Consider the following 19861-nt stretch of genomic DNA (forward strand, 5'->3'; position numbering starts at 1 on the left):
GGGACGGCGGGCGGCGGGAAAGTGACGCGTGCGGCTCTCACTTGCCGTAGGCGAGCATCAACTTCTCCTTCGTGTCGTCATTCCCGGTCAGCCGGGTGGTGGAGAGGTAGAAGCGCCCGTCGACCCAGTCGATGTCCTTGCTGAAGAAGCCGTTCTCGATGTCGGCGACACCTTGCGGGTTCTGCATCAGCTTGGCCGGCTTGTGGCTGCTGCCGGTGACGGGGAGGGCGACGACCTGGCCGCCCGCGTTGTACGAGGGCTCGACGTAGGCGATGAGCCGGCCGCCCTCGACCTTCATCGGCACCATCGTCTCCTGGGCCGGGGAGGACTCGCGCCACCGCTCCTTGCCGTCGGCGAGGGAGATCGCGACGATCTCGTTGGCTCCGGTGGTGGCCTCGGTGGGCAGGTAGAGGGTGTCGCCGGCGACGACGACGCCCTGGCAGCCCTGGAGGTCACGGGCGAGGACGGCCCAGCCGCAGCCGGGGTCGAACTTCTCGTCGACCGAGACCTGTGAGCGCAGCGTGCCGGCGGCGGTGAAGGCGGCGATGTTCCAGGCCTTCTTGTCGCCGTCCTCCTCCTTGGTCGCGTAGACCACGAGCGGGTCGACGGAGTAGGCCCGCTCGACCCTCCAGCCCTTCCCGTACGCGTAGGTCCACTTGACCTTGCCGGTCCTGGGGTCGAGTTCGCGGACCTCGTCGTGCGCGTTGTCGCCGCCGACGCCGCAGGAGGCGACCTGGATCAGCCGCTGACCGCCCGCGAAGGCGGAGGGGAAGCAGGGGGCGTCGCCGTACTTCTTGGCGTCGAACAGCTTCTTGCCGGTGGTCACGTCGTACGCCGTGCCGGACTGGGAGCGGCCCACCATCAGCGTGTTGCCGGCGAGGGACAGCTCGATGGAGATCGCGGAGTCGAACAGGTCGCCGTCGGCGACCTGCGCCTGCCAGCCCTTCTGGCCGGTGTCGAGGTCGACGAGCTGGAGCTGGTTGCACTTGGCGCGGTCGCTCTTGCCGCTCTTGTAGGCGACGACGACCTTGTCGTCGGCCGTCTTCTGCGACGTGACCGAGCAGATCTCCTGCGGGAAGGCGATGGTCTCCCAGGCGGGCTTGCCGTCCGCGACGTTGTACGCGGAGAGCTCCTTGTAGGCGGCCTTCACCGCGGTCTTGCCGGTGACCCACATGCCGGGGGCGTCGGCGCCGCTGCCGGGGGCGTCGGGCGCCTCCTTGTACCAGAGCACCTTCGACTCGCCCGCCCGGCGGCCCTCGTTGAGGTCCCCGGTGTCCTCGCCGCCGTCACCGCTGCCGTCGCCCGGGTTGACCGGGGCGCCGCCGGACTCGCCCGGCTCGGGGTCGCCGGTCTGCTTGGCGACGGGCTTCTTGTCCTTCCCGCCGTCGTCCGCGGAGACGGCGTAGACGGTGCCGCCGATCACGAGCAGCGCGGCCACCGCGGCACCGACGACGAGGGCGGGCTTGCCCTTGAAGGGGTTGCGGGAGCCGCCGGGCGGGGTGCCGGGCGCCCCGGGGAACTGCGGCTGCGGGTAGCCGTATCCGGGCTGCCCGTACGGGCCCGGCTGCTGCGGCTGACCGTACGGGCCGGAGGTGTAGGGGCCGGGCGCGTAGGGGCCCGGCTGCGCCGGAGGCTGCTGCGGGTACCCGTATCCGGGCTGCGGAGCGCCGGCCGGGGGCGGCGGTGGCGTCTGCGGAGCCCCGAACCCACCGCCGGGCGGCGGATCCTGCGGCGGGCCGAAACCGCCCTGGGGCGACTGGTCGGGCGGCTGAGACATCAGCGCGTTCCCCCTTACTCACTGATTTTTAGCCACGCCCTGAGGTGTGGGTGAACCCCGAGCCGTCTTCATACGTTTCTCGGACTGGCCCTTTGTATCACCCGGTACCGACAGGCCACCGGGCCGTATCCGCCCCTGTTCCCAAGGGAGGACCGGCCCGTGATGCCTCTGTTACGCGCCTTCACGCCCCCTTCACGCCACGCGCGCCCCCGCCCGTGTCGTCCGGTTCAGGCGTCCTCCGCCAATTCCAGCCAGCGCGACTCCAGTTCGTCCCGCTGACCGGACAGCTCCCGCAGTTCGGCGTCCAGTTCGGCCACTTTCGCGAAGTCGGTGGCGTTCTCGGCGATGGCGGCGTGCAGCTTGCTCTCCTTCTCGGAGATCTTGTCGAGTTGGCGCTCGACCTTCTGCAGTTCCTTCTTGGCGGCGCGCTGGTCGGCGGCGCTCCGCTCCGGGGCGGAGCCCTGCGCCGGGGCGGCCGGCGCGGCCGCCGCCGCGGTGGCGGCGGCGGTGGCCTCCTCCATCCGCTTGCGGCGCTCCAGGTACTCGTCGATGCCGCGCGGCAGCATCCGCAGGGCGCTGTCCCCGAGCAGGGCGAAGACACGGTCGGTGGTGCGCTCGACGAAGAACCGGTCGTGGGAGATGACGATCATGGAGCCCGGCCAGCCGTCGAGGACGTCCTCGAGCTGGGTGAGGGTCTCGATGTCGAGGTCGTTGGTGGGCTCGTCGAGGAAGAGCACGTTGGGCTCGTCCATGAGCAGCCGCAGCAGCTGCAGCCGCCGCCGCTCACCGCCGGAGAGGTCGCCCACCGGCGTCCACTGCTTGTCCTTGTTGAACCCGAAGGTCTCGCACAGCTGGCCGGCCGTCATCTCGCGTCCCTTGCCGAGGTCGACGCGCTCCCGCACCGCCTGCACGGCCTGGAGCACCCGCCAGGTGGGGTCGAGTTCGGCGACCTCCTGGGACAGGTAGGCGAGCTTGACGGTCTTGCCGACGCGGACGCTGCCGCCCGCGGGCTGCACCTCGCCCTCGCTCCGCGCGGCGTCCGCCAGCGCCCGCAGCAGGGACGTCTTCCCTGCGCCGTTGACCCCCACCAGGCCGATCCGGTCGCCGGGACCGAGCTGCCAGGTGACGTGCCGCAGCAGCACCTTGGGCCCGGCCTGGACGGTGACGTCCTCCAGGTCGAACACGGTCTTGCCGAGCCGGGAGGAGGCGAACTTCATCAGCTCGCTGCTGTCGCGCGGCGGCGGCACGTCCTTGATCAGTTCGTTGGCGGCCTCCACGCGGAACCGCGGCTTGGACGTCCGTGCGGGGGCGCCGCGCCGCAGCCAGGCCAGCTCCTTGCGGACCAGGTTCTGCCGCTTGGTCTCCTCGGTGGCCGCGATCCGCTCGCGCTCGGCGCGGGCGAAGACGTAGTCGGAGTAGCCGCCCTCGTACTCGTGGACGTCACCGCGCTGCACGTCCCACATGCGGGTGCAGACCTGGTCGAGGAACCAGCGGTCGTGGGTGACGCAGACCAGCGCGGAGCGGCGTTCGCGCAGGTGCCGGGCGAGCCAGGAGATGCCCTCGACGTCGAGGTGGTTGGTCGGCTCGTCGAGCACGATCAGGTCCTGCTCCTCGATGAGCAGCTTGGCGAGCGCGATCCGCCGCCGCTCACCGCCGGAGAGCGGTCCGATGACGGTGTCCAGGCCCTTGGGGAATCCGGGCAGGTCGAGCCCGCCGAACAGCCCGGTCAGCACGTCCCTGACCTTGGCGTTCCCGGCCCACTCGTGGTCGGCCATGTCCCCGATGACCTCGTGCCGGACGGTCGCCTCCGGGTCGAGGGAGTCGTGCTGGGTGAGCACCCCGAGCCTGAGCCCGCCGGAGTGCGTCACCCGCCCGGTGTCCGCTTCCTCCAGCTTGGCGAGCACCCGGATGAGGGTGGTCTTGCCGTCCCCGTTGCGCCCCACGACCCCGATCCGGTCCCCCTCGGAGACGCCGAGGGAGATCCCGTCGAGCAACGCCCGCGTGCCGTACACCTTGCCGACGTTCTCGACATTGACCAGATTGACGGCCATTTTTCTCCTGCCCGGTGGATCGATCAGCTTTCAAGCGTAGGGCCTGCCGGCGGCGGCCCGACGCGCCGGGAGATCGCCACCCTCCGTGATGACGTGATCGGAAACGGACGGCTGCGGAGCGCTGTGCACATGGGCCGGCACCGCGACCGGATCAAGGTCGACAAGCCTCCCGCCATCTCCATCGGCCTCGGCCCGGTCGAGACGCGGTCCTGAGCGCCTCAGAGGACCGTCGCACCCGGCACCGGGCCCGCCGCCGTACGCACCGTGCGGCAGGTTCCCGATTCCCGCAGCGCCCCCGCGATCCCCTCGGCCGCCTCCGCGTCCCGGGCGAGGAACGCCGTCGTCGGGCCCGATCCCGACACCAGCGCGGTCAGGGCTCCCGCCGCCCGCCCCGCCGCCAGCGTGTCCGCCAGTTCGGGGAAGAGGGAGAGCGCCGCCGGCTGGAGGTCGTTGGAGACGGTGGCGGCGAGCGCGTCCGGGTCGCCCTTGGCGAGCGCGTCGAGCAGGTCCCGCGAGGCCACGGGGGCCGGGACCTCCCGCCCTTCCGCCAGCCGGTCGAACTCCCGGAACACCGCCGGTGTGGACAGTCCCCGCGAGGCCATCGCGAACACCCAGTGGAAGGTGCCGCCAGCCTCCAGCCCCGTCAGCCGCTCGCCCCGGCCGGTGCCGAGCGCGGTCCCGCCCACCAGGCTGAACGGCACGTCGCTGCCCAGCTCGGCGCAGATGTCGAGCAGTTCCTCGCGCGAGGCGCCGGTGCCCCACAGCGCGTCGCAGGCCAGCAGCGCGCCCGCGCCGTCCGCGCTGCCGCCCGCCATGCCGCCGGCGACCGGGATGTCCTTGGCGATGTGCAGGTGGACGTCCGCGTCACGGCCGTGGCGTGCGCCGAGCAGCAGGGCGGCGCGGGCGGCGAGGTTCGTCCGGTCCAGCGGGACCTGCCCGGCGTCCGGGCCCGCGCAGGTGATCCGCAGCCCGTCCGGCGACGGGGTGGCGGTGACCTCGTCGTACAGGCCGACCGCGAGGAAGACGTTGGCCAGGTCGTGGAAGCCGTCGGGCCGGGCGGCGCCGACCGCGAGCTGCACGTTGACCTTGGCGGGGACGCGGACGGTGACGCTCACTGCTGCACCGGCTCCTTGTTCTGGGCGTTCTCGGCGATGCGCGCGAACTCCTCCACGGTGAGGGACTCGCCGCGGGCCTGCGGCGACACCCCGGCGGCGACGAGTGCGGCCTCCGCGGCGGCGGCCGATCCGGCCCAGCCGGCGAGCGCGGCCCGCAGGGTCTTGCGGCGCTGGGCGAAGGCCGCGTCGACGACGGCGAACACCTCGCGCCGGGAGGCACCGGTCTTCAGCGGCTCCGCGCGGCGCACCAGCGACACCAGCCCGCTGTCGACGTTCGGCGCGGGCCAGAACACGTTCCGGCCGATGGCGCCGGCCCGCTTGACCTCCGCGTACCAGTTGGCCTTGACGGAGGGGACGCCGTACACCTTCGAGCCGGGTGCGGCGGCGAGTCGGTCGGCGACCTCCGCCTGGACCATGACGAGGGTGCGTTCGATGGTGGGGAAGTGCTCCAGCATGTGCAGCAGCACCGGCACGGCCACGTTGTAGGGGAGGTTCGCCACCAGCGCGGTCGGGGCGGGTCCCGGCAGCTCGGTGACGTGCATCGCGTCGGAGTGCACCAGCGCGAACCGCTCGGCGCGGCCGGGCATGCGGGCGGCGACCGTCGCGGGCAGCGCGGCGGCGAGGACGTCGTCGATCTCCACGGCGGTGACCCGGTCGGCGGCCTCCAGCAGGGCCAGCGTCAGCGAGCCGAGCCCGGGGCCGACCTCGACGACCACGTCGTCGGGGCGGACCCCGGCGGTGCGGACGATACGGCGCACCGTGTTGGCGTCGATGACGAAGTTCTGGCCGCGCTGCTTGGTGGGCCGCACGCCGAGGGCGTCCGCCAGTTCGCGGACGTCGGCGGGGCCCAGGAGGGCGTCGGGGGTGGGGCTGGTCACGGGACAAGGGTACGGGGCGGCACGGCCGCCCCGATCACCCCGGCGACCGCGGTCCGGGTCACCCCCGCTGCCGCGGTCCGGGTCGGCCCCGGGGTGCGGCATGTGTCCTCGTACGTCTCGAACCGCAGGGTGCTGCTCACGCCGACCCGTTCCAGGGCCGGCCACGGGGTCCCGATCGGGCTCCCGGAACCCGGTCGGGCGCCGGTCGCTCTCCCGGGCGACACGACCACGGAACGTGCGCGGCCCTCCCGGGGGTCAGTAGCCGAAGGCGCGGGCCGTGTTCGCCCCGAGGGCCGTGGCCATGGTGTCCTCGTCGATGCCGCGCACGGCGGCCATGGCGCGCACGGTGACCGGCACCAGGTACGGGGCGCCCGGCCGACCGCGGTACGGGACCGGGGTGAGGAAGGGCGCGTCGGTCTCCACCAGGACCAGCTCCAGCGGGGCCACGGCGAGCGCGTCCCGCAGGTTCTGCGCGTTCTTGAAGGTGACGTTCCCGGCGAACGACATGTAGTACCCGGCCGCCGCGCAGATCTCCGCCATCCCGGCGTCCCCGGAGTAGCAGTGGAAGACGGTGCGCTCGGGGGCGCCCTCCTCCTTCAGGACGCGCAGGACGTCGGCGTGGGCGTCACGGTCGTGGATCACCAGGGTCTTGCCGTGCCGCTTGGCGATCTCGATGTGGGCGCGGAAGGACCTCTCCTGCGCCTCCTTGCCCTCGGGGCCGGTGCGGAAGTAGTCGAGTCCCGTCTCGCCGACGCCCTTGACATGGGGCAGTGCGGCCAGCCGGTCGATCTCGGCGAGCGCCTCGTCCAGGGCCGCGTCCCCGCCCGCGGCCCTGGCACCTTGGCGGGACCATCCGTCGGGGTCCCCGTGGACGATGCGCGGTGCCTCGTTGGGGTGCAGGGCGACCGTCGCGTGGACGGCGTCGTGGGCGGCCGCCGTGTCCGCCGCCCACCGGGACCCGTTCAGGTCGCAGCCGACCTGCACCACCGTGGTGACGCCCACCGACGCGGCCTTGGCGAGGGCCTCCTCGACCGTGCCGGACTGCATGTCCAGGTGGGTGTGCGAGTCCGCGACCGGCACCCGCAGGGGTTCCGGGAGCGGCGGCGCGGCGTTCTTGTCGGGGGCGTTCGCAGGCATGCCCCCGATCCTACGGAAGCGGTGCCGCCGGCCCCTCGGGGTCCCACGGCGCCTCGACCGGCCCGGCGGCCGGCAGGCCTCGACCGGCCCGGCGGCCGGCACCCTTGACCTGCGCCGGGGCGCGCTTCCGCAGGGGGCCCGGCGGCGCTCCCCTGGCGCTCCGGTCAGCGCTCCGGTGGGCCGGGGGTGCCAGCCGTCTTGGCGGCGACCACCGCGTCGAACACCTGCCGCTTCGGCACCCCGGCCGCCACCGCCACCGCGGCGATCGCCTCCTTGCGCCGCTCCCCCGCCTCCTCGCGCACCCGCACCCTGCGCACCAGCTCGGCGGCGTCGACCTCCTCGGACCCCTTCTCGGGCGCGCCCTCGACGACCACGGTGATCTCCCCGCGCACGCCCTCCGCCGCCCACGCGGCCAGCTCGGCCAGCGGGCCGCGCCTGACCTCCTCGTACGTCTTGGTCAGCTCCCGGCAGACGGCGGCCCGGCGCTCGGCCCCGAAGACCTCGGCCATCGCGGCGAGGGTGTCGTCGAGGCGGTGCGGGGCCTCGAAGTAGACGAGGGTGCGCCGCTCGTCCGCGACCTCCCGCAGCCGTCCGAGCCGTTCGCCGGCCTTGCGGGGGAGGAAGCCCTCGAAGCAGAACCGGTCGACGGGCAGCCCGGACAGGGCGAGCGCGGTGAGCACGGCGGAGGGGCCGGGCACGGCGGTCACCCTGATCTCCCGCTCCACGGCGGCGGCGACGAGCCGGTAGCCGGGGTCGGACACGGACGGCATCCCGGCGTCCGTCACCAGCAGGACGCGCGCGCCGCCCGCCAGCTCCTCGACCAGTTCCGGTGTGCGGGCGGACTCGTTGCCCTCGAAGTACGACACGACGCGGCCCCGGGGGGTGACGCCGAGCGCCTGGGTCAGCCGCCGCAGCCTGCGCGTGTCCTCGGCGGCGATCACGTCGGCGCCGGTGAGTTCCGCGGCGAGCCGGGGCGGCGCGTCAGAGATGTCGCCGATGGGGGTGCCTGCGAGTACGAGGGTTCCGGTCACGGGCCCATCCTCCCAGTTGCGGACGGAGGCGGGTCATACGCCCATGCGCGGGACTCACACAGCGCGGTTCCCTACGATGGCGCGGTGACCAGTACCGCGTCCTCCACGGACACCCGGCAGGAGCAGTCGCCGTTCGAGCAGCGGCAGACGTGGCAGCAGCGGCTGCGCCGTTTCGGCTACCGGGTACCGGACCGCAGAGGCGACGTACGTGACCGTCTGGTCCCGCCGTACACCCGGCCCTCGGGCCGGCTGTGGTCGACGCTCGGCGTGCCGCCGCTGCCGGCGAAGCGCCTCACGCGCTGGTCGGCGTGGGGCGGTCCGCTGCTGGTGACGCTGCTGGCGGGGGTGCTGCGGTTCTGGAACCTGGGCAGCCCCAAGGCGGTGATATTCGACGAGACGTACTACGCCAAGGACGCGTGGGCGATCGTCCACCGCGGCTTCGAGGTCAACTGGGACAAGAACGCCAACAGTCTGATCCTGAACTCCGGCGGGGACGTGCCGATCCCCACCGACGCGGCCTACGTGGTGCATCCGCCGGTCGGGAAGTACGTCATCGGGCTGGGCGAGCTGATGTTCGGCTTCGACCCGTTCGGCTGGCGGTTCATGACCGCGCTGCTCGGCACGCTGTCCGTGCTGATGCTGTGCCGGATCGGCCGGCGGCTGTTCCGTTCGACGTTCCTCGGCTGTCTCGCGGGCGCGCTGATGGCGGTGGACGGGCTGCACTTCGTGATGAGCCGGACCGCGCTTCTCGACGGCGTGCTGATGTTCTTCGTGCTCGCGGCGTTCGGCTGCCTGCTGATCGACCGGGACCGGGCGCGGGCGAAGCTGGCGGCCGCGCTGCCGGTGGACGCCGAGGGGCGGGCCCGGCCCGACGCGGAGACCGCCGAGAACACCCGGATCGGGCTGCGGCCCTGGCGGCTGGCGGCGGGCCTGATGCTGGGCCTGGCGATCGGCACCAAGTGGAACGCGCTGTACATCATGGCGGCGTTCTGTGTGATGGCGGTGCTGTGGGACGTCGGCGCGCGCCGGGTCGCGGGCGCCCGGCGCCCCCGGGTGGCGGTGCTGAAGCGCGACCTGGGCTGGGCGTTCCTGTCCACGGTGCCGGTCGCGGTGGTCACCTACTTCGCCTCCTGGACCGGCTGGATCCTCTCCCCGTCCGACGGCAGCGGCGGCTACTACCGCGACTGGGCGACCAGGGACGGACGCGACAGCGACTGGTCCTGGCTGTTCCCCGACTGGTGGCGCAGCCTGTGGCACTACGAGACCCAGGTCTACGAGTTCCACGTCGGCCTGTCGTCGCCGCACACCTACGAGTCCAACCCGTGGAGCTGGATCGTCACCGGCCGTCCGGTGTCGTACTTCTACGAGTCCCCGGCCCCCGGCGCGGACGGCTGCCCCGTCGACGCGGGCGAGAAGTGCGCCCAGGAGGTCCTCGCCATCGGCACGCCGATGCTGTGGTGGGTGGGCTGCTTCGCCCTGCTGTACGTGCTGTGGCGGTGGTTCTTCCGGCGTGACTGGCGCGCGGGCGCCCTCGCCTGCGGCATCGCGGCGGGCTACGCCCCCTGGTTCCTCTACCAGGAACGCACGATCTTCTTCTTCTACGCCATCGTCTTCCTGCCCTTCCTGTGCCTGGCCGTCGCGATGCTCCTGGGCGCACTGGTCGGCCCGCCCCGCTCCGGCGACACCCGCCGCGTCGCGGGCGCCACGGCAGCGGGCGTCCTGACCCTCCTCATCGCCTGGAACTTCATCTACTTCTGGCCCATCTACACCGGCACCCCGATCCCGATCGACGACTGGCGGGCGCGGATGTGGCTGGATACGTGGGTCTAGGCGCCGGGGTGCGGCCGGATTCGGGTGGGTGGGGTCTCCGTTGGGACAACAAACGGAAACGGCCGCCCCGGTCGGCACCCGCAGCGCATAGAGTGCTCACGCGCCGGGCTTTCTGAACACGTTCAGAAAACGTGGGGGCCCGGCAGGGGGAGGGGGATCGCCCAATGGGCAAGGGGGTCAAGATCGCCGTCGTCGGCGGTGTGTTCGCGGCGATGGTGGGCGGCGCCGGGTACGGGGCGTTCAACCTCGTGTCGGCGGTGAACGGCGGCGGCGGGGGCGGCGGGCCGGCGGAGACGAAGAGGTCGGGGCCGCCGGACCGGGACGAGGTCGGGAAGACGGCGGAGGCGTTCTTCGGGGCGTGGGAGAAGGGGCAGCCGGAGCGGGCGGCGTCGTACACGAACAACGCCCAGGCGGCCGGGGGGCTGCTCGCCGGGTACGGCGAGGAGGCGCACATCGGCGGCGTCGAGATCACGCCCGGCCCGGCCTCCGGCACCAGTGTCCCGTTCACCGTGAAGGCGACCGTCTCCTTCGGGGGGAAGTCGAAGCCGCTGAGCTACGCGAGCCGGCTGACCGTGGTGCGCGGGGAGACCACCGGGCGGGCGCTGGTCGACTGGAAGCCGTCGGTGGTGCACCCGGAACTGAAGGAGGGCGACACCCTCGTCACCGGGGAGTCCGCGCAGCCGCCCATCGAGGCCGTGGGCCGCGACGGTTCGGTGCTGACGAAGGAGAGGTTCCCCTCGCTCGGCCCGGTCCTGGACACCCTGCGCGAGAAGTACGGCGCGCGGGCGGGTGGCACGCCGGGGGTCGAACTCGTGGTCCGGCGCGCGGAGTCGGCCACCGGGGAGACCGCCGCGGACACCCCGCTGCTGACCCTCGCCGAGGGCGAGCCGGGGAAGCTGCGCACCACGCTCAGCGCCCGGGTGCAGGCGGCGGCCGAGAAGGCGGTGAAGAGGTTCGCGGAGTCGTCGGTGGTGGCGGTGAAACCGAGCACCGGTGAGGTGCTCGCGGTGGCCAACCACCGGGCGGACGGCTTCAACGCGGCGTTCCAGGGCAAGGTCGCCCCCGGCTCCACCATGAAGATCATCACCGCGGCGATGCTCATCGACAACGGCGTGACGTCGATGAACGGCCCCGCGCCCTGCCCGCCGAGCGCGGTGTGGCAGAGCCAGACGTTCAAGAACCTCACGGGCATGGAGCCCGACGAGGGCGCCACGCTCGCCGACAGCTTCCGGCGCTCCTGCAACACGGCCTTCGTCAAGCTCGTCGACGAGGAGCCGCTCACCGCGGAGTCCCTGACCCGGGAGGCGCAGGAGCGGTTCGGACTGGGCCGGGACGACTGGAAGACCGGCATCGCCTCCTTCGACGGCAGCGTGCCCGCCGTCGAGGGCCCCGACCGGGCGGCGAACGCCATCGGGCAGGGCCAGGTGCAGATGAACCCGCTGAACATGGCCTCGGTGACGGCCACCGCCGTCACCGGCGCCTTCCGTCAGCCCTACCTCGTCTCCCCGGAGCTCGACGACCGGCAGCTGGCGCGGGCCAAGGGTCTCCCGGCGGGCACGGCCGCCCAGTTGAGGCAGATGATGCGGGCGACCGCCACGCAGGGGACCGCGCGGGAGGCCATGGCCGGCCTGGGCGGTGACATCGGCGCCAAGACGGGTTCCGCCGAGGTCGACGGCAACGCCACGTCGGACAGCTGGTTCACCGGCTTCCGGGGTGACGTCGCGGCGGCGGCGATGGCCCAGCAGGGCGGCCACGGCGGCGACGCCGCCGGTCCGATTGTCGCAGCCGTGCTACGAGCGGGCAGCTGATCACACCGCGGGGTTGACGGGACTCTAGGGTGGGGTGCGTCGCGGCGCACCAAGGCGCCCAGGGGGACACGAGCGCCACACGAGCCACCCGGGTCGCGGGTGACCGGCGGCGGGGCAGCGGAGGAACGGACAACCAGTGGGGAACAGAGTGCGCGCAGCCGGTGAGGGGCGGAAGACGAGGCCGGCCGTGATCGGCGCGGTGATCGCCGTGGTCGTCGGCGGCGGCGGTTTCGGCGCCTACGCGCTGCTCGGGGGCGGTGCGGGCGCCGAGGACGGCACCCGGTCGGCCACCGCGCAGGAGGACGTGAGGACCGGCCCGCTGTCCCCCGCCGAGGTCACCACCGCCGCCGAGCGCTTCCTCACCGCCTGGGGCGCCGGAGACGTGTCCGGGGCCGCCGCCGCCACGAACGATCCCGCGGCCGCCACCGCCCTGCTCACCGCCTACGCCAAGGACGCCCGGGTGGAGAACGTCACCCTGACCGCGGGCACCGCCGCCGGCGGCAAGGTCCCCTTCTCCGTGAAGGGCACGGTGTCCCACGAGGACACCGTGAAGCCGCTGGCGTACGGGAGCGCGCTGACCGTCGTGCGCCGGGCCGGGGACGGCGAGCCGCTGGTCGAGTGGCAGCCGTCCGTGGTGCACCCGGACCTCCGGGAGGGCGACCGGCTCGTCACCGGTGAGGCGGGCACCCCGCCGGTGAAGGCGCTGGACCGGGACGGGGGCGAACTGACCCAGGAGAAGTACCCGTCCCTCGGATCGGTGCTGGACGGGCTGCGGGAGAAGTACGGGGAGAAGGCGGGCGGCAAGGCCGGCATCGAACTGCGGATCGTCCGCGGCGAGGCGTCGGAGAAGGCGAAGCTGTCCGACAAGACGCTGCTGGAGCTGAGCGAGGGCACGCCGGGGACCGTGCGGACGACGCTGAACCCCTCGCTCCAGGCCGCCGCCGAGGCGCAGGTGGCGGCGAGGAAGCGGGCGTCGGTGGTGGTGCTGCGGCCCTCGACCGGCGAGATACTCGCGGTGGCGAACTCCTCGCGCGGTTTCAACACCGCCTTCCAGGGTTCACTGGCCCCGGGCTCCACGATGAAGGTGGTCACCGCCTCGATGCTGATCGAGAAGGGGCTCGCCTCGATGGACGAGAAGCACCCGTGCCCGAAGTACTTCAGCTACGGCGGCTGGAAGTTCCAGAACCTCGACGAGTTCGAGATCAAGGGCGGTACGTTCCGGGCGAGTTTCGCCCGCTCCTGCAACACCGCCTTCATCAGTCAGGCGCCCGAGCTGGAGAACGGCGACCTGACCGAGCACACCCAGCAGGTGTTCGGGCTGGGGAAGAACGACTGGCAGGTCGGTGTGCCGACCTTCGACGGCGCGGTGCCGGTGCAGAAGGACGCGCCGATGGGGGCGTCCCTGATCGGTCAGGGCGGCGTCCGGATGAACCCGCTGAACATGGCCTCGGTGTCGGCGACGGTCAAGGCGGGCGTCTTCCACCAGCCGTACCTGGTCTCCCCCGAGGTCGACGGGCGCAAGCTGGCGACGGCCTCGCGCACCCTGGCGCCCGGCGTGCTGGCGCAGCTGCGGGAGCTGATGGCGTACACGGCGACCTCCGGCACGGCGGCGGAGGCGATGGCCGGGGTCGGCGGTGACAAGGGCGCGAAGACGGGGTCGGCCGAGGTCGACGGCCAGAAGAAGCCGAACGGCTGGTTCACCGCGTACCGGGGCGACCTGGCCGCCGCCGGTGTGGTGCAGGCGGGCGGCCACGGCGGCAAGACGGCCGGACCGATGGTGGCGGCGCTGCTGAAGGCCGGCGGCTGAGCGGCGGCGGGAGCGGCGGCCGGAGGGTCAGTGCGGGACGGGTTCCGCGGCGGCGACGCGGGCGCGGCGCAGGAAGCGCGTCAGCGTCTTGGTCTCGAACTCCACCACCGAGACGCCCTGCGGGCCGTGGAACTCCACCACGGCCTGCACCCGGCCGCACGGCCACACCCGTATGCCGCCGTCGGTGGCGGGGGCGCGCAGCCCCCGTTCCAGCAGTTCCCGCTCCACGGCCCACTCGCGGGGCACGGTGCCGGGCAGCCGGACCCGCACGCACCGGGGGTCGGTCTCCGGGTCGTATCGCAGCTCCACGGGAACGGCCCCGCCGTTCTCCAGCCGGGGATCGGCATCCGTGACGACGTGGACTCTCGCGTACTGCTCGACTACGGACATCCGTGGGCCCCTTACGCTGCGTGACTGAGCACTGAAGGCGTGCCATTCGTGTACCCACTGCTGGTTCCATGGTGCACCCGATTCGGAACCCGCGCTTCCGAGCGGCGAATATCACAGATGAGGTATGGGGCAGGTAAAACAAGCCGCTCGCTCTTGCGAACGGTTTGCAACTGGCCACATCATCGACTCCGTGCACGCACCTGACGGTTTCCTCGACGCCCCCGTGTCCGCCGCTGCCGCCGTGGTCGCGGCCGGCGCGATCGCCGTGAGCCTGCGCGGGGCGCGGCGGGAACTCGAGGAGCGGACGGCGCCGCTGGCCGGGCTGGTCGCGGCGTTCGTCTTCGCCGCGCAGATGCTGAACTTCCCCGTCGCGGGGGGCACCAGCGGCCACCTGCTGGGCGGTGCCCTCGCCGCGATCCTCGTCGGCCCGTACACCGGGATCCTGTGTGTCTCCGTCGTCCTGCTGATGCAGGCCGTCCTCTTCGCCGACGGCGGGCTGACCGCGCTCGGCGTGAACGTCACCACCATGGCCCTCACCACGGCGGTCGTCGCCTACCCGCTGTTCCGCGGGCTGGTGAAGGTGCTGCCGCGCACCCGGCGCTCGGTGACCGCCGCGTCGTTCGTCGCGGCCCTGGTCTCCGTCCCGGCCTCCGCGCTCGTCTTCACCCTGCTGTTCTGGGCCGGCGGCACCACCGACGTCCCGATCGGCAGGGTGGCCGCCGCCATGGTGGGCGTGCACCTCCTCATCGGCCTCGGCGAGGCCGTGATCACCGCCCTGACCGTCGGCGCGGTCGTCGCGGTGCGCCCCGACCTGGTGCACGGCGCGCGCGGGCTGCGCCGCGGACTCAGGCTGCGGGTGAACGGCGAACTGGTCGACGCCCCGGACACCCGGGAGCCCGCGCCGGCCGGGGCCGCCGCCCGCTCCCGGCGGAAGGTGTGGATCACCGGCCTGGCCACCTCCCTGCTGCTCGCCGGGTTCGTCAGCTTCTACGCCTCCGCGGACCCCGACGGCCTGGAGAAGGTCGCCGGCGACCACGGCATCGACGAGAAGGCGGAGGAGCACCCGATCGCCGGCTCCCCGCTGGCCGACTACGGCGTCGAGGACGTCGACGACGACCGGCTGTCCGGCGGCCTGGCGGGCGTGATCGGCGTCGGCGTGACGGTCGTCGCGGGCACCGGCGTGTTCCACCTGGTGGCCCGCAGGCGGCGCGCGGACGCGGGGACCGACGCCGACTCGCCCGCCGGCACGAGCGTCTGACGTGGGAGCGGGCCACGCGCACCGGCTCTACCGGCACGGGCACTCACCCGTGCACGCCCTGCCGCCGCACACCAAGATCGCCGCCGTCCTCGCCTTCGTGGTCGTGGTCGTCTCGACGCCCCGCGAGGCGATGGTCGCCTTCGCCGGGTACGCCGCACTGCTCGCCCTCGTCGCCTACGCCGCCCGCGTGCCGCCCGGCTTCCTGCTCCGGCGGCTGCTGATCGAGGTGCCGTTCGTCGCGTTCGCCGTGCTCCTGCCGTTCGTGGCGCAGGGCGAACGGGTCGACGTCCTCGGGCTGTCGCTGAGCGTCGACGGCCTGTGGGGCGCCTGGAACGTGCTGGCCAAGGGCACCCTGGGCGTCGCCGCCTCGGTCCTCCTCGCCGCCACCACCGAACTGCGCGAGGTGCTCCTCGGCCTCCAGCGGCTGCGGCTGCCCCCGCTGCTGGTGCAGATCGCCTCCTTCATGGTCCGGTACGGCGACGTCGTCACCGACGAGATGCGGCGCATGCGGATCGCCCGCGAGTCCCGGGGCTTCGAGGCGCGCGGGGTGCGGCACTGGGGCGTGCTCGCCAAGTCGGCGGGCGCCCTGTTCATCCGCTCCTACGAACGCGGCGAGCGCGTCCACCTGGCCATGGTGAGCCGCGGCTACGCCGGCGCCATGCCGGTGATCGACGAGGTGACCGCGTCCCGGGCGCAGTGGTGCCGCGCCCTCGCCCTCCCGTCCGCCGCCCTCGTCGTGTGTCTGCTGGGATGGACCCTGTGAGCACCGTTTCCCTGGCCGTCGCCGGCCTCGCCTTCGCCTACCCCGACGGCCACCAGGCCCTGTTCGGCGTCGACTTCACGGTCGCGCGCGGTGAACGCGTCGCGCTGCTCGGTCCCAACGGCGCCGGCAAGACCACCCTCGTCCTGCACCTCAACGGCATCCTCACCGGCGGCACCGGCACGGTGACGGTGGCCGGACTGGAGGTCGGCAAGCGGCACATGGCGGAGATCCGGCGCCGGGTCGGCATCGTCTTCCAGGACCCCGACGACCAGCTCTTCATGCCGACGGTGCGCGAGGACGTGGCGTTCGGGCCGGCGGCGGCCGGACTCAGGGGGGCCGGGCTGGAGGAGCGCGTGGACCGGGCGCTGGGCCTGGTCGGCATGGCGGAGTTCAAGGACCGCCCGCCGCACCACCTCTCCTTCGGGCAGCGGCGCCGGGTGGCGGTGGCGACCGTACTCGCCATGGAGCCGGAGATCCTCGTCCTCGACGAGCCGTCCTCCAACCTGGACCCGGCCTCCCGCCGCGAACTCGCCGACATCCTGCGCTCCCTGGACGTCACCGTCCTCATGGTCACGCACGACCTGCCGTACGCCCTCGAACTGTGCCCGCGCTCGCTGATCCTCAGCGACGGGGTGATCGCGGCGGACGGCGGCACGGCCGACCTGCTCGCCGACGAGGCGCTGATGCGCGCCCACCGCCTGGAGCTGCCGTACGGCTTCGACCCGCGCTCGGTGCCGGCCCCGCCCGGCCGTTCGTAACGATTGCGCGCAGCCGCCCCCGCCCAGGAATCGCGGGCGCGCGGGCACCGTTGGACGCGATGTCACAGGCAGGCAGGTATGCGGGCGTGCCCGCGCGCGAGCGGAAGGACCGACAGGAACGTGGACGTCGACGTGCACGGCACAGTGGCCGGGGGCTTCGAGCCGGTCCGGGAGGCGTTCGCGCGGAACTTCGACCGGCTCGGGGACCGGGGCGCGGCCGTCGCCGTGTACCGCGACGGGCACCGGGTCGTCGACCTGTGGGCCGGGGTGAAGGACGTCGACGGCACCGCGCCCTGGCGGCGGGACACCGCGCAGGTCGTGCGCTCGGCCACCAAGGGCGTCGCCGCCGCCGTCCTGCTGGTGCTGCACGGGCGCGGCGAGCTGGACCTGGACGCGCCGGTCGCCGCGTACTGGCCGGAGTTCAAGGCGCACGGCAAGGAACGCCTCCTGGTCCGGCACGTGCTGAACCACCGCGCCGGGCTGCCGGTCCTGGACGAGCCGCTCACCCCGGCCGAGGCGGCCGACCCGGAGCGGGCCGCCGAGGCGGTCGCCGCCCAGGCGCCGGTGTGGGAGCCGGGCACGGACCACGGCTACCACGCCCTGACCTACGGCTGGCTGCTGGACGAGCTGGTACGGCGCGTGACCGGCCGCGGATCGGGGGAGTGGATCGCGTCGGAGATCGCCGGCCCGCTGGGCCTGGACCTGTGGGTCGGACTGCCCGCGGCGCAGGCCCACCGGGTGGGCACGGTCGGCCGGATCGAAGGCCCGGAGCCGTCCGGCACGCTCCGTGCCCGCCCCAAGCGCTCGGTCACCGACGCCTACGCCGACCCCGCCTCGCTGACCCGTCGCGCCTTCGCCGCGATCAGCCCCTTCCCGGACCAGAACGACCCGGGGTTCCGCGCCGCGGCCCTGCCCGCCGCGAACGGCGTCGCGACGGCGGACGGGCTGGCCCGCTTCTACGCCTCGCTCATCGGCCCCGTCGACGGCGTCCGCCTCCTCGACGCGGCCGGCGTCGCCCGCGCCCGCGCCGAGGAGTCGGCGGGCCCCGACCGGGTCCTGGTCGTCGGCACCCGCTTCGGGCTCGGCTACATGCTGCACGGCAGCGCCTCTCCCCTGCTGGGCCCGGGGTCCTTCGGCCACCCCGGCCGCGGCGGCTCCCTCGGCTTCGCCGACCCGGAGTCGGGCCTCGCCTTCGGCTACGTCACCAACGGCTTCCGCAGGACGGTGACGGCGGACCCGCGCGCCCAGTCACTGATACGGGCGGTACGGCAGGCCCTGGCGGCCTAGGGCTGTTCGGACAGGTCGGTGACGCGGCCGGCGGGTGGGTGGCCGCCGATGCCGGGCCGGGCTCCCCGGCCGGTCCTCACACGGTCACGGCGACGGCGGCGATCACGCCGATGGCGACGATGAGGCCGCGCAGGACACCCGGCGGCAGCCGGCGTCCCAGCCGGGCCCCGGTGAAGCCGCCGACGACGGATCCGGCGGCGATCACGGTCACCACCGCCCAGTCGACCTCCGTCACCGCGATGAAGATGACCGCGGCGACACCGTTGACCAGGGCGGCGAGGTAGTTCTTGAGGGCGTTCAGCCGCTGGAGGCCGTCGGGCAGCAGCGTGCCGAGCAGGCCCATGAGCAGCACGCCCTGGGCCGCGCCGAAGTAGCCGCCGTACACGCTCGTCCCGAGCACCCCGGCGGACACCGGCAGCAGGCCCTCTCCCTCCCGGCCGCCGCCGCGCCGCCGGAGCCATGTGGCCAGCCGGGGCTGGAGCAGCACGAGGACACAGGCGAGCAGGATGAGCACCGGCACCGCGGCACGGAACGTGTCGGCCGGCAGCAGGAGCAGCAGGAGCGCGCCGACGAGTCCGCCGCAGACGGCCACGGCACCGAGCCTGATCATCCTCGTCCGCTGTCCGGCGAATTCGCGGCGGTAGCCGTAGGCCGCGCTGAGGACGCCCGGGACGAGCCCGATGGTGTTGGAGACGTTCGCCAGGACGGGCGGGTACCCGAAGGCGAGCAGCGTGGGGAAGGTGATCAGGGTGCCGGAACCGACGACGGCGTTGATGCCTCCCGCTGCGACGGCCGCGGCCGCGACGGCCACTGTTTCGAGAGCGTGCACGGGTCGCCTTCCGGGCGTGGCCCACCACCGGAGCGCCACGGGTCCCGGCGGGGTGAGCGAAGGGTCGGGTGAGTGGGGGTCGGCACCCGCTGCGGTCCGGCACCGCTCCGGAGCGGTGCCGGACCGCAGCGGGTTGCCGCCCTGGGCCCGGGAAGATCGTGACGCCACCTCACTACCCAAGTCAATCCTAGGATTTCCTTGGTTCACCCCAAGCTGTAGCTTGGCGGCCCATGACCCTCGACGACCTCCGCGTCTTCGTCGCCGTCTGCCGCACCGGCAGCCTCAGCGCCGTCGCCCGTGACCTGTCCTGCACGCAGTCCGCCGTGAGCCAGCACATCAGGCGCCTGGAGCGCGAGACCGGCATCGCCCTGCTGGAGCGCCATCCGCGCGGCGTGATCCCCACTCCGGCCGGGCAGCTCCTGCACGGCGCGGCGGCGGACGGTCTGGGCGACATCGACCACGCGCTGCGCAGGCTGCGGGACCTGGTGCACGGCGAGGCGGGTTCCGTGCGCATCACCACCGGCGCCACCACGGTCCGCCACTTCATGTCCGGGGCCGTCGTCGCCTTCCGCCGCCGGCACCCCGAGGTGAGCCTGGAGTTCCGGACCGCCCACTCCAGCCGCGACTGCTTCGACGCCCTCCTCGCCGGGGGGCTCGACCTCGCCTGGATCACCCTGGGCGAGCCGGTCCGCGGGATCGAGCAACGGCCCGTCGTCGAGCTGCCCTGGGTCCTCGCCACCTCCGCGGACGACCCCCTGGCCGCCAAGGACCGCGTCGACCTGGCCGACCTGGCCGGCATCCGCCTGATCGGGCTGCCCGAGAACGCCACGTCGCGCTCCCGGCTGGACGCCTGGTTCGCGGCCTCCGGCATCGAACCGACCTCGGACACCAGCGTCGCCGACTGGGACACCGCGATCATGCTGGCCGAACTGGGGCTCGGCCACGCCGTCGTCCCCGACCTGCCCGGCTGGCACGGTCCCGCCCATCCACGTCTGCGGCTGATCCCGCTGCCCGGGCTCCCCACCCTCTGGACCGGCTGGGCCGTGCGCCGCTGGGATGCGCTGCCCCCGCTCGCGCGCACCTTCGCCGACACGGTGGAGGAGAGCTGCGGGGAGGTCTTCCGCACCGGGTGAACGTCATCA

16 protein-coding genes are annotated in these 19861 nt (G+C 73.4%); 8 read left to right on the forward strand and 8 right to left on the reverse strand.

Features of this window, described 5'->3' with window-relative positions:
* Positions 1-37: 37 nt before the first annotated feature.
* The 6 genes from IE118_RS27090 to rsmI all read right to left on the reverse strand — a co-directional run bounded on the left by IE118_RS27090 (position 38) and on the right by rsmI (position 7989).
* A complete protein-coding gene (locus tag IE118_RS27090) occupies positions 38-1777 on the reverse strand; it encodes an outer membrane protein assembly factor BamB family protein (protein ID WP_189560682.1) in 1740 nt (579 codons plus the stop codon).
* Positions 1778-2004: 227 nt separating this feature from the next.
* Positions 2005-3828 (reverse strand): ABC-F family ATP-binding cassette domain-containing protein, encoded by a 1824-nt coding sequence (locus tag IE118_RS27095; protein WP_189560683.1) that lies wholly within the window; start codon positions 3826-3828, stop codon positions 2005-2007.
* Positions 3829-4046: 218 nt separating this feature from the next.
* Positions 4047-4943, reverse strand: a complete 897-nt coding sequence (locus IE118_RS27105; protein WP_189560684.1) for a 4-(cytidine 5'-diphospho)-2-C-methyl-D-erythritol kinase — start codon at positions 4941-4943, stop codon at positions 4047-4049.
* The gene (rsmA, locus tag IE118_RS27110; protein WP_189560685.1) at positions 4940-5821 is read right to left on the reverse strand and encodes a 16S rRNA (adenine(1518)-N(6)/adenine(1519)-N(6))-dimethyltransferase RsmA; all 882 of its coding nucleotides are present in this window, start codon (positions 5819-5821) and stop codon (positions 4940-4942) included. Before rsmA ends, IE118_RS27105 begins: the two co-directional genes overlap by 4 nt.
* Positions 5822-6076: 255 nt before the next feature.
* Positions 6077-6958 carry a TatD family hydrolase gene (locus IE118_RS27115; protein WP_189560686.1) on the reverse strand — a complete coding sequence of 294 codons (882 nt, stop codon included), beginning with the start codon at positions 6956-6958 and terminating at the stop codon, positions 6077-6079.
* A 164-nt stretch (positions 6959-7122) separates the two neighbouring features.
* The gene (rsmI, locus tag IE118_RS27120; RefSeq protein ID WP_189560687.1) at positions 7123-7989 is read right to left on the reverse strand and encodes a 16S rRNA (cytidine(1402)-2'-O)-methyltransferase; all 867 of its coding nucleotides are present in this window, start codon (positions 7987-7989) and stop codon (positions 7123-7125) included.
* 84 nt (positions 7990-8073) lie between these two features.
* Here rsmI and IE118_RS27125 point away from each other — a divergent pair, with 84 nt between their 5' ends.
* The 3 genes from IE118_RS27125 (at position 8074) to IE118_RS27135 (ending at position 13434) form a co-directional block, all read left to right on the forward strand.
* Complete coding sequence (locus tag IE118_RS27125; RefSeq protein ID WP_189560688.1) at positions 8074-9819, forward strand: dolichyl-phosphate-mannose--protein mannosyltransferase; 1746 nt, start codon at positions 8074-8076, stop codon at positions 9817-9819.
* Between the two features lie 164 nt (positions 9820-9983).
* Positions 9984-11627: a penicillin-binding transpeptidase domain-containing protein gene (locus IE118_RS27130; protein ID WP_189560689.1), complete on the forward strand. Its 1644-nt coding sequence runs from the start codon at positions 9984-9986 to the stop codon at positions 11625-11627.
* 136 nt (positions 11628-11763) lie between these two features.
* Positions 11764-13434, forward strand: coding sequence for a penicillin-binding transpeptidase domain-containing protein (locus IE118_RS27135; protein WP_189560690.1), 1671 nt, complete (start codon positions 11764-11766; stop codon positions 13432-13434).
* A gap of 27 nt (positions 13435-13461) precedes the next feature.
* Here the strand turns inward: IE118_RS27135 and IE118_RS27140 are convergent, their stop codons facing one another.
* Positions 13462-13824, reverse strand: coding sequence for an SsgA family sporulation/cell division regulator (locus IE118_RS27140; RefSeq protein WP_189560691.1), 363 nt, complete (start codon positions 13822-13824; stop codon positions 13462-13464).
* Positions 13825-14014: 190 nt separating this feature from the next.
* Between IE118_RS27140 and IE118_RS27145 the strand changes: the two genes are divergently transcribed.
* The 4 genes from IE118_RS27145 (at position 14015) to IE118_RS27160 (ending at position 17890) form a co-directional block, all read left to right on the forward strand.
* On the forward strand, positions 14015-15082 hold the full coding sequence (locus IE118_RS27145) for an energy-coupling factor ABC transporter permease (RefSeq protein ID WP_189560692.1): 1068 nt from the start codon (positions 14015-14017) through the stop codon (positions 15080-15082).
* Position 15083: 1 nt separating this feature from the next.
* Positions 15084-15845: a cobalt ECF transporter T component CbiQ gene (cbiQ, locus tag IE118_RS27150; RefSeq protein WP_189560693.1), complete on the forward strand. Its 762-nt coding sequence runs from the start codon at positions 15084-15086 to the stop codon at positions 15843-15845.
* The gene (locus IE118_RS27155; RefSeq protein ID WP_189560694.1) at positions 15833-16603 is read left to right on the forward strand and encodes an energy-coupling factor ABC transporter ATP-binding protein; all 771 of its coding nucleotides are present in this window, start codon (positions 15833-15835) and stop codon (positions 16601-16603) included. The genes cbiQ and IE118_RS27155 overlap by 13 nt, the downstream gene beginning before the upstream one ends.
* 78 nt (positions 16604-16681) lie before the next feature.
* Positions 16682-17890 (forward strand): serine hydrolase domain-containing protein, encoded by a 1209-nt coding sequence (locus IE118_RS27160; protein ID WP_189560695.1) that lies wholly within the window; start codon positions 16682-16684, stop codon positions 17888-17890.
* A 76-nt stretch (positions 17891-17966) separates the two neighbouring features.
* Here the strand turns inward: IE118_RS27160 and IE118_RS27165 are convergent, their stop codons facing one another.
* Positions 17967-18719, reverse strand: coding sequence for a sulfite exporter TauE/SafE family protein (locus IE118_RS27165; protein ID WP_189560696.1), 753 nt, complete (start codon positions 18717-18719; stop codon positions 17967-17969).
* Positions 18720-18949: 230 nt separating this feature from the next.
* Here IE118_RS27165 and IE118_RS27170 point away from each other — a divergent pair, with 230 nt between their 5' ends.
* The gene (locus IE118_RS27170) at positions 18950-19852 is read left to right on the forward strand and encodes a LysR family transcriptional regulator (protein WP_189560697.1); all 903 of its coding nucleotides are present in this window, start codon (positions 18950-18952) and stop codon (positions 19850-19852) included.
* Positions 19853-19861: the final 9 nt, after the last annotated feature.

The organism is Streptomyces pilosus, from assembly GCF_014649835.1.
GTDB lineage: Bacteria > Actinomycetota > Actinomycetes > Streptomycetales > Streptomycetaceae > Streptomyces > Streptomyces pilosus.

Bases quoted from the DNA above. Each gene is read 5' to 3' on its own strand.
- IE118_RS27095 (WP_189560683.1), bottom strand. From the start codon at position 3,828: ATGGCCGTCAATCTGGTCAATGTCGAGAACGTCGGCAAGGTGTACGGC.
- IE118_RS27170 (WP_189560697.1), top strand. From the start codon at position 18,950: ATGACCCTCGACGACCTCCGCGTCTTCGTCGCCGTCTGCCGCACCGGC.
- IE118_RS27090 (WP_189560682.1), bottom strand. From the start codon at position 1,777: ATGTCTCAGCCGCCCGACCAGTCGCCCCAGGGCGGTTTCGGCCCGCCG.
- IE118_RS27155 (WP_189560694.1), top strand. From the start codon at position 15,833: ATGGACCCTGTGAGCACCGTTTCCCTGGCCGTCGCCGGCCTCGCCTTC.
- IE118_RS27115 (WP_189560686.1), bottom strand. From the start codon at position 6,958: ATGCCTGCGAACGCCCCCGACAAGAACGCCGCGCCGCCGCTCCCGGAA.
- IE118_RS27140 (WP_189560691.1), bottom strand. From the start codon at position 13,824: ATGTCCGTAGTCGAGCAGTACGCGAGAGTCCACGTCGTCACGGATGCC.
- IE118_RS27160 (WP_189560695.1), top strand. From the start codon at position 16,682: ATGCGGGCGTGCCCGCGCGCGAGCGGAAGGACCGACAGGAACGTGGAC.
- IE118_RS27130 (WP_189560689.1), top strand. From the start codon at position 9,984: ATGGGCAAGGGGGTCAAGATCGCCGTCGTCGGCGGTGTGTTCGCGGCG.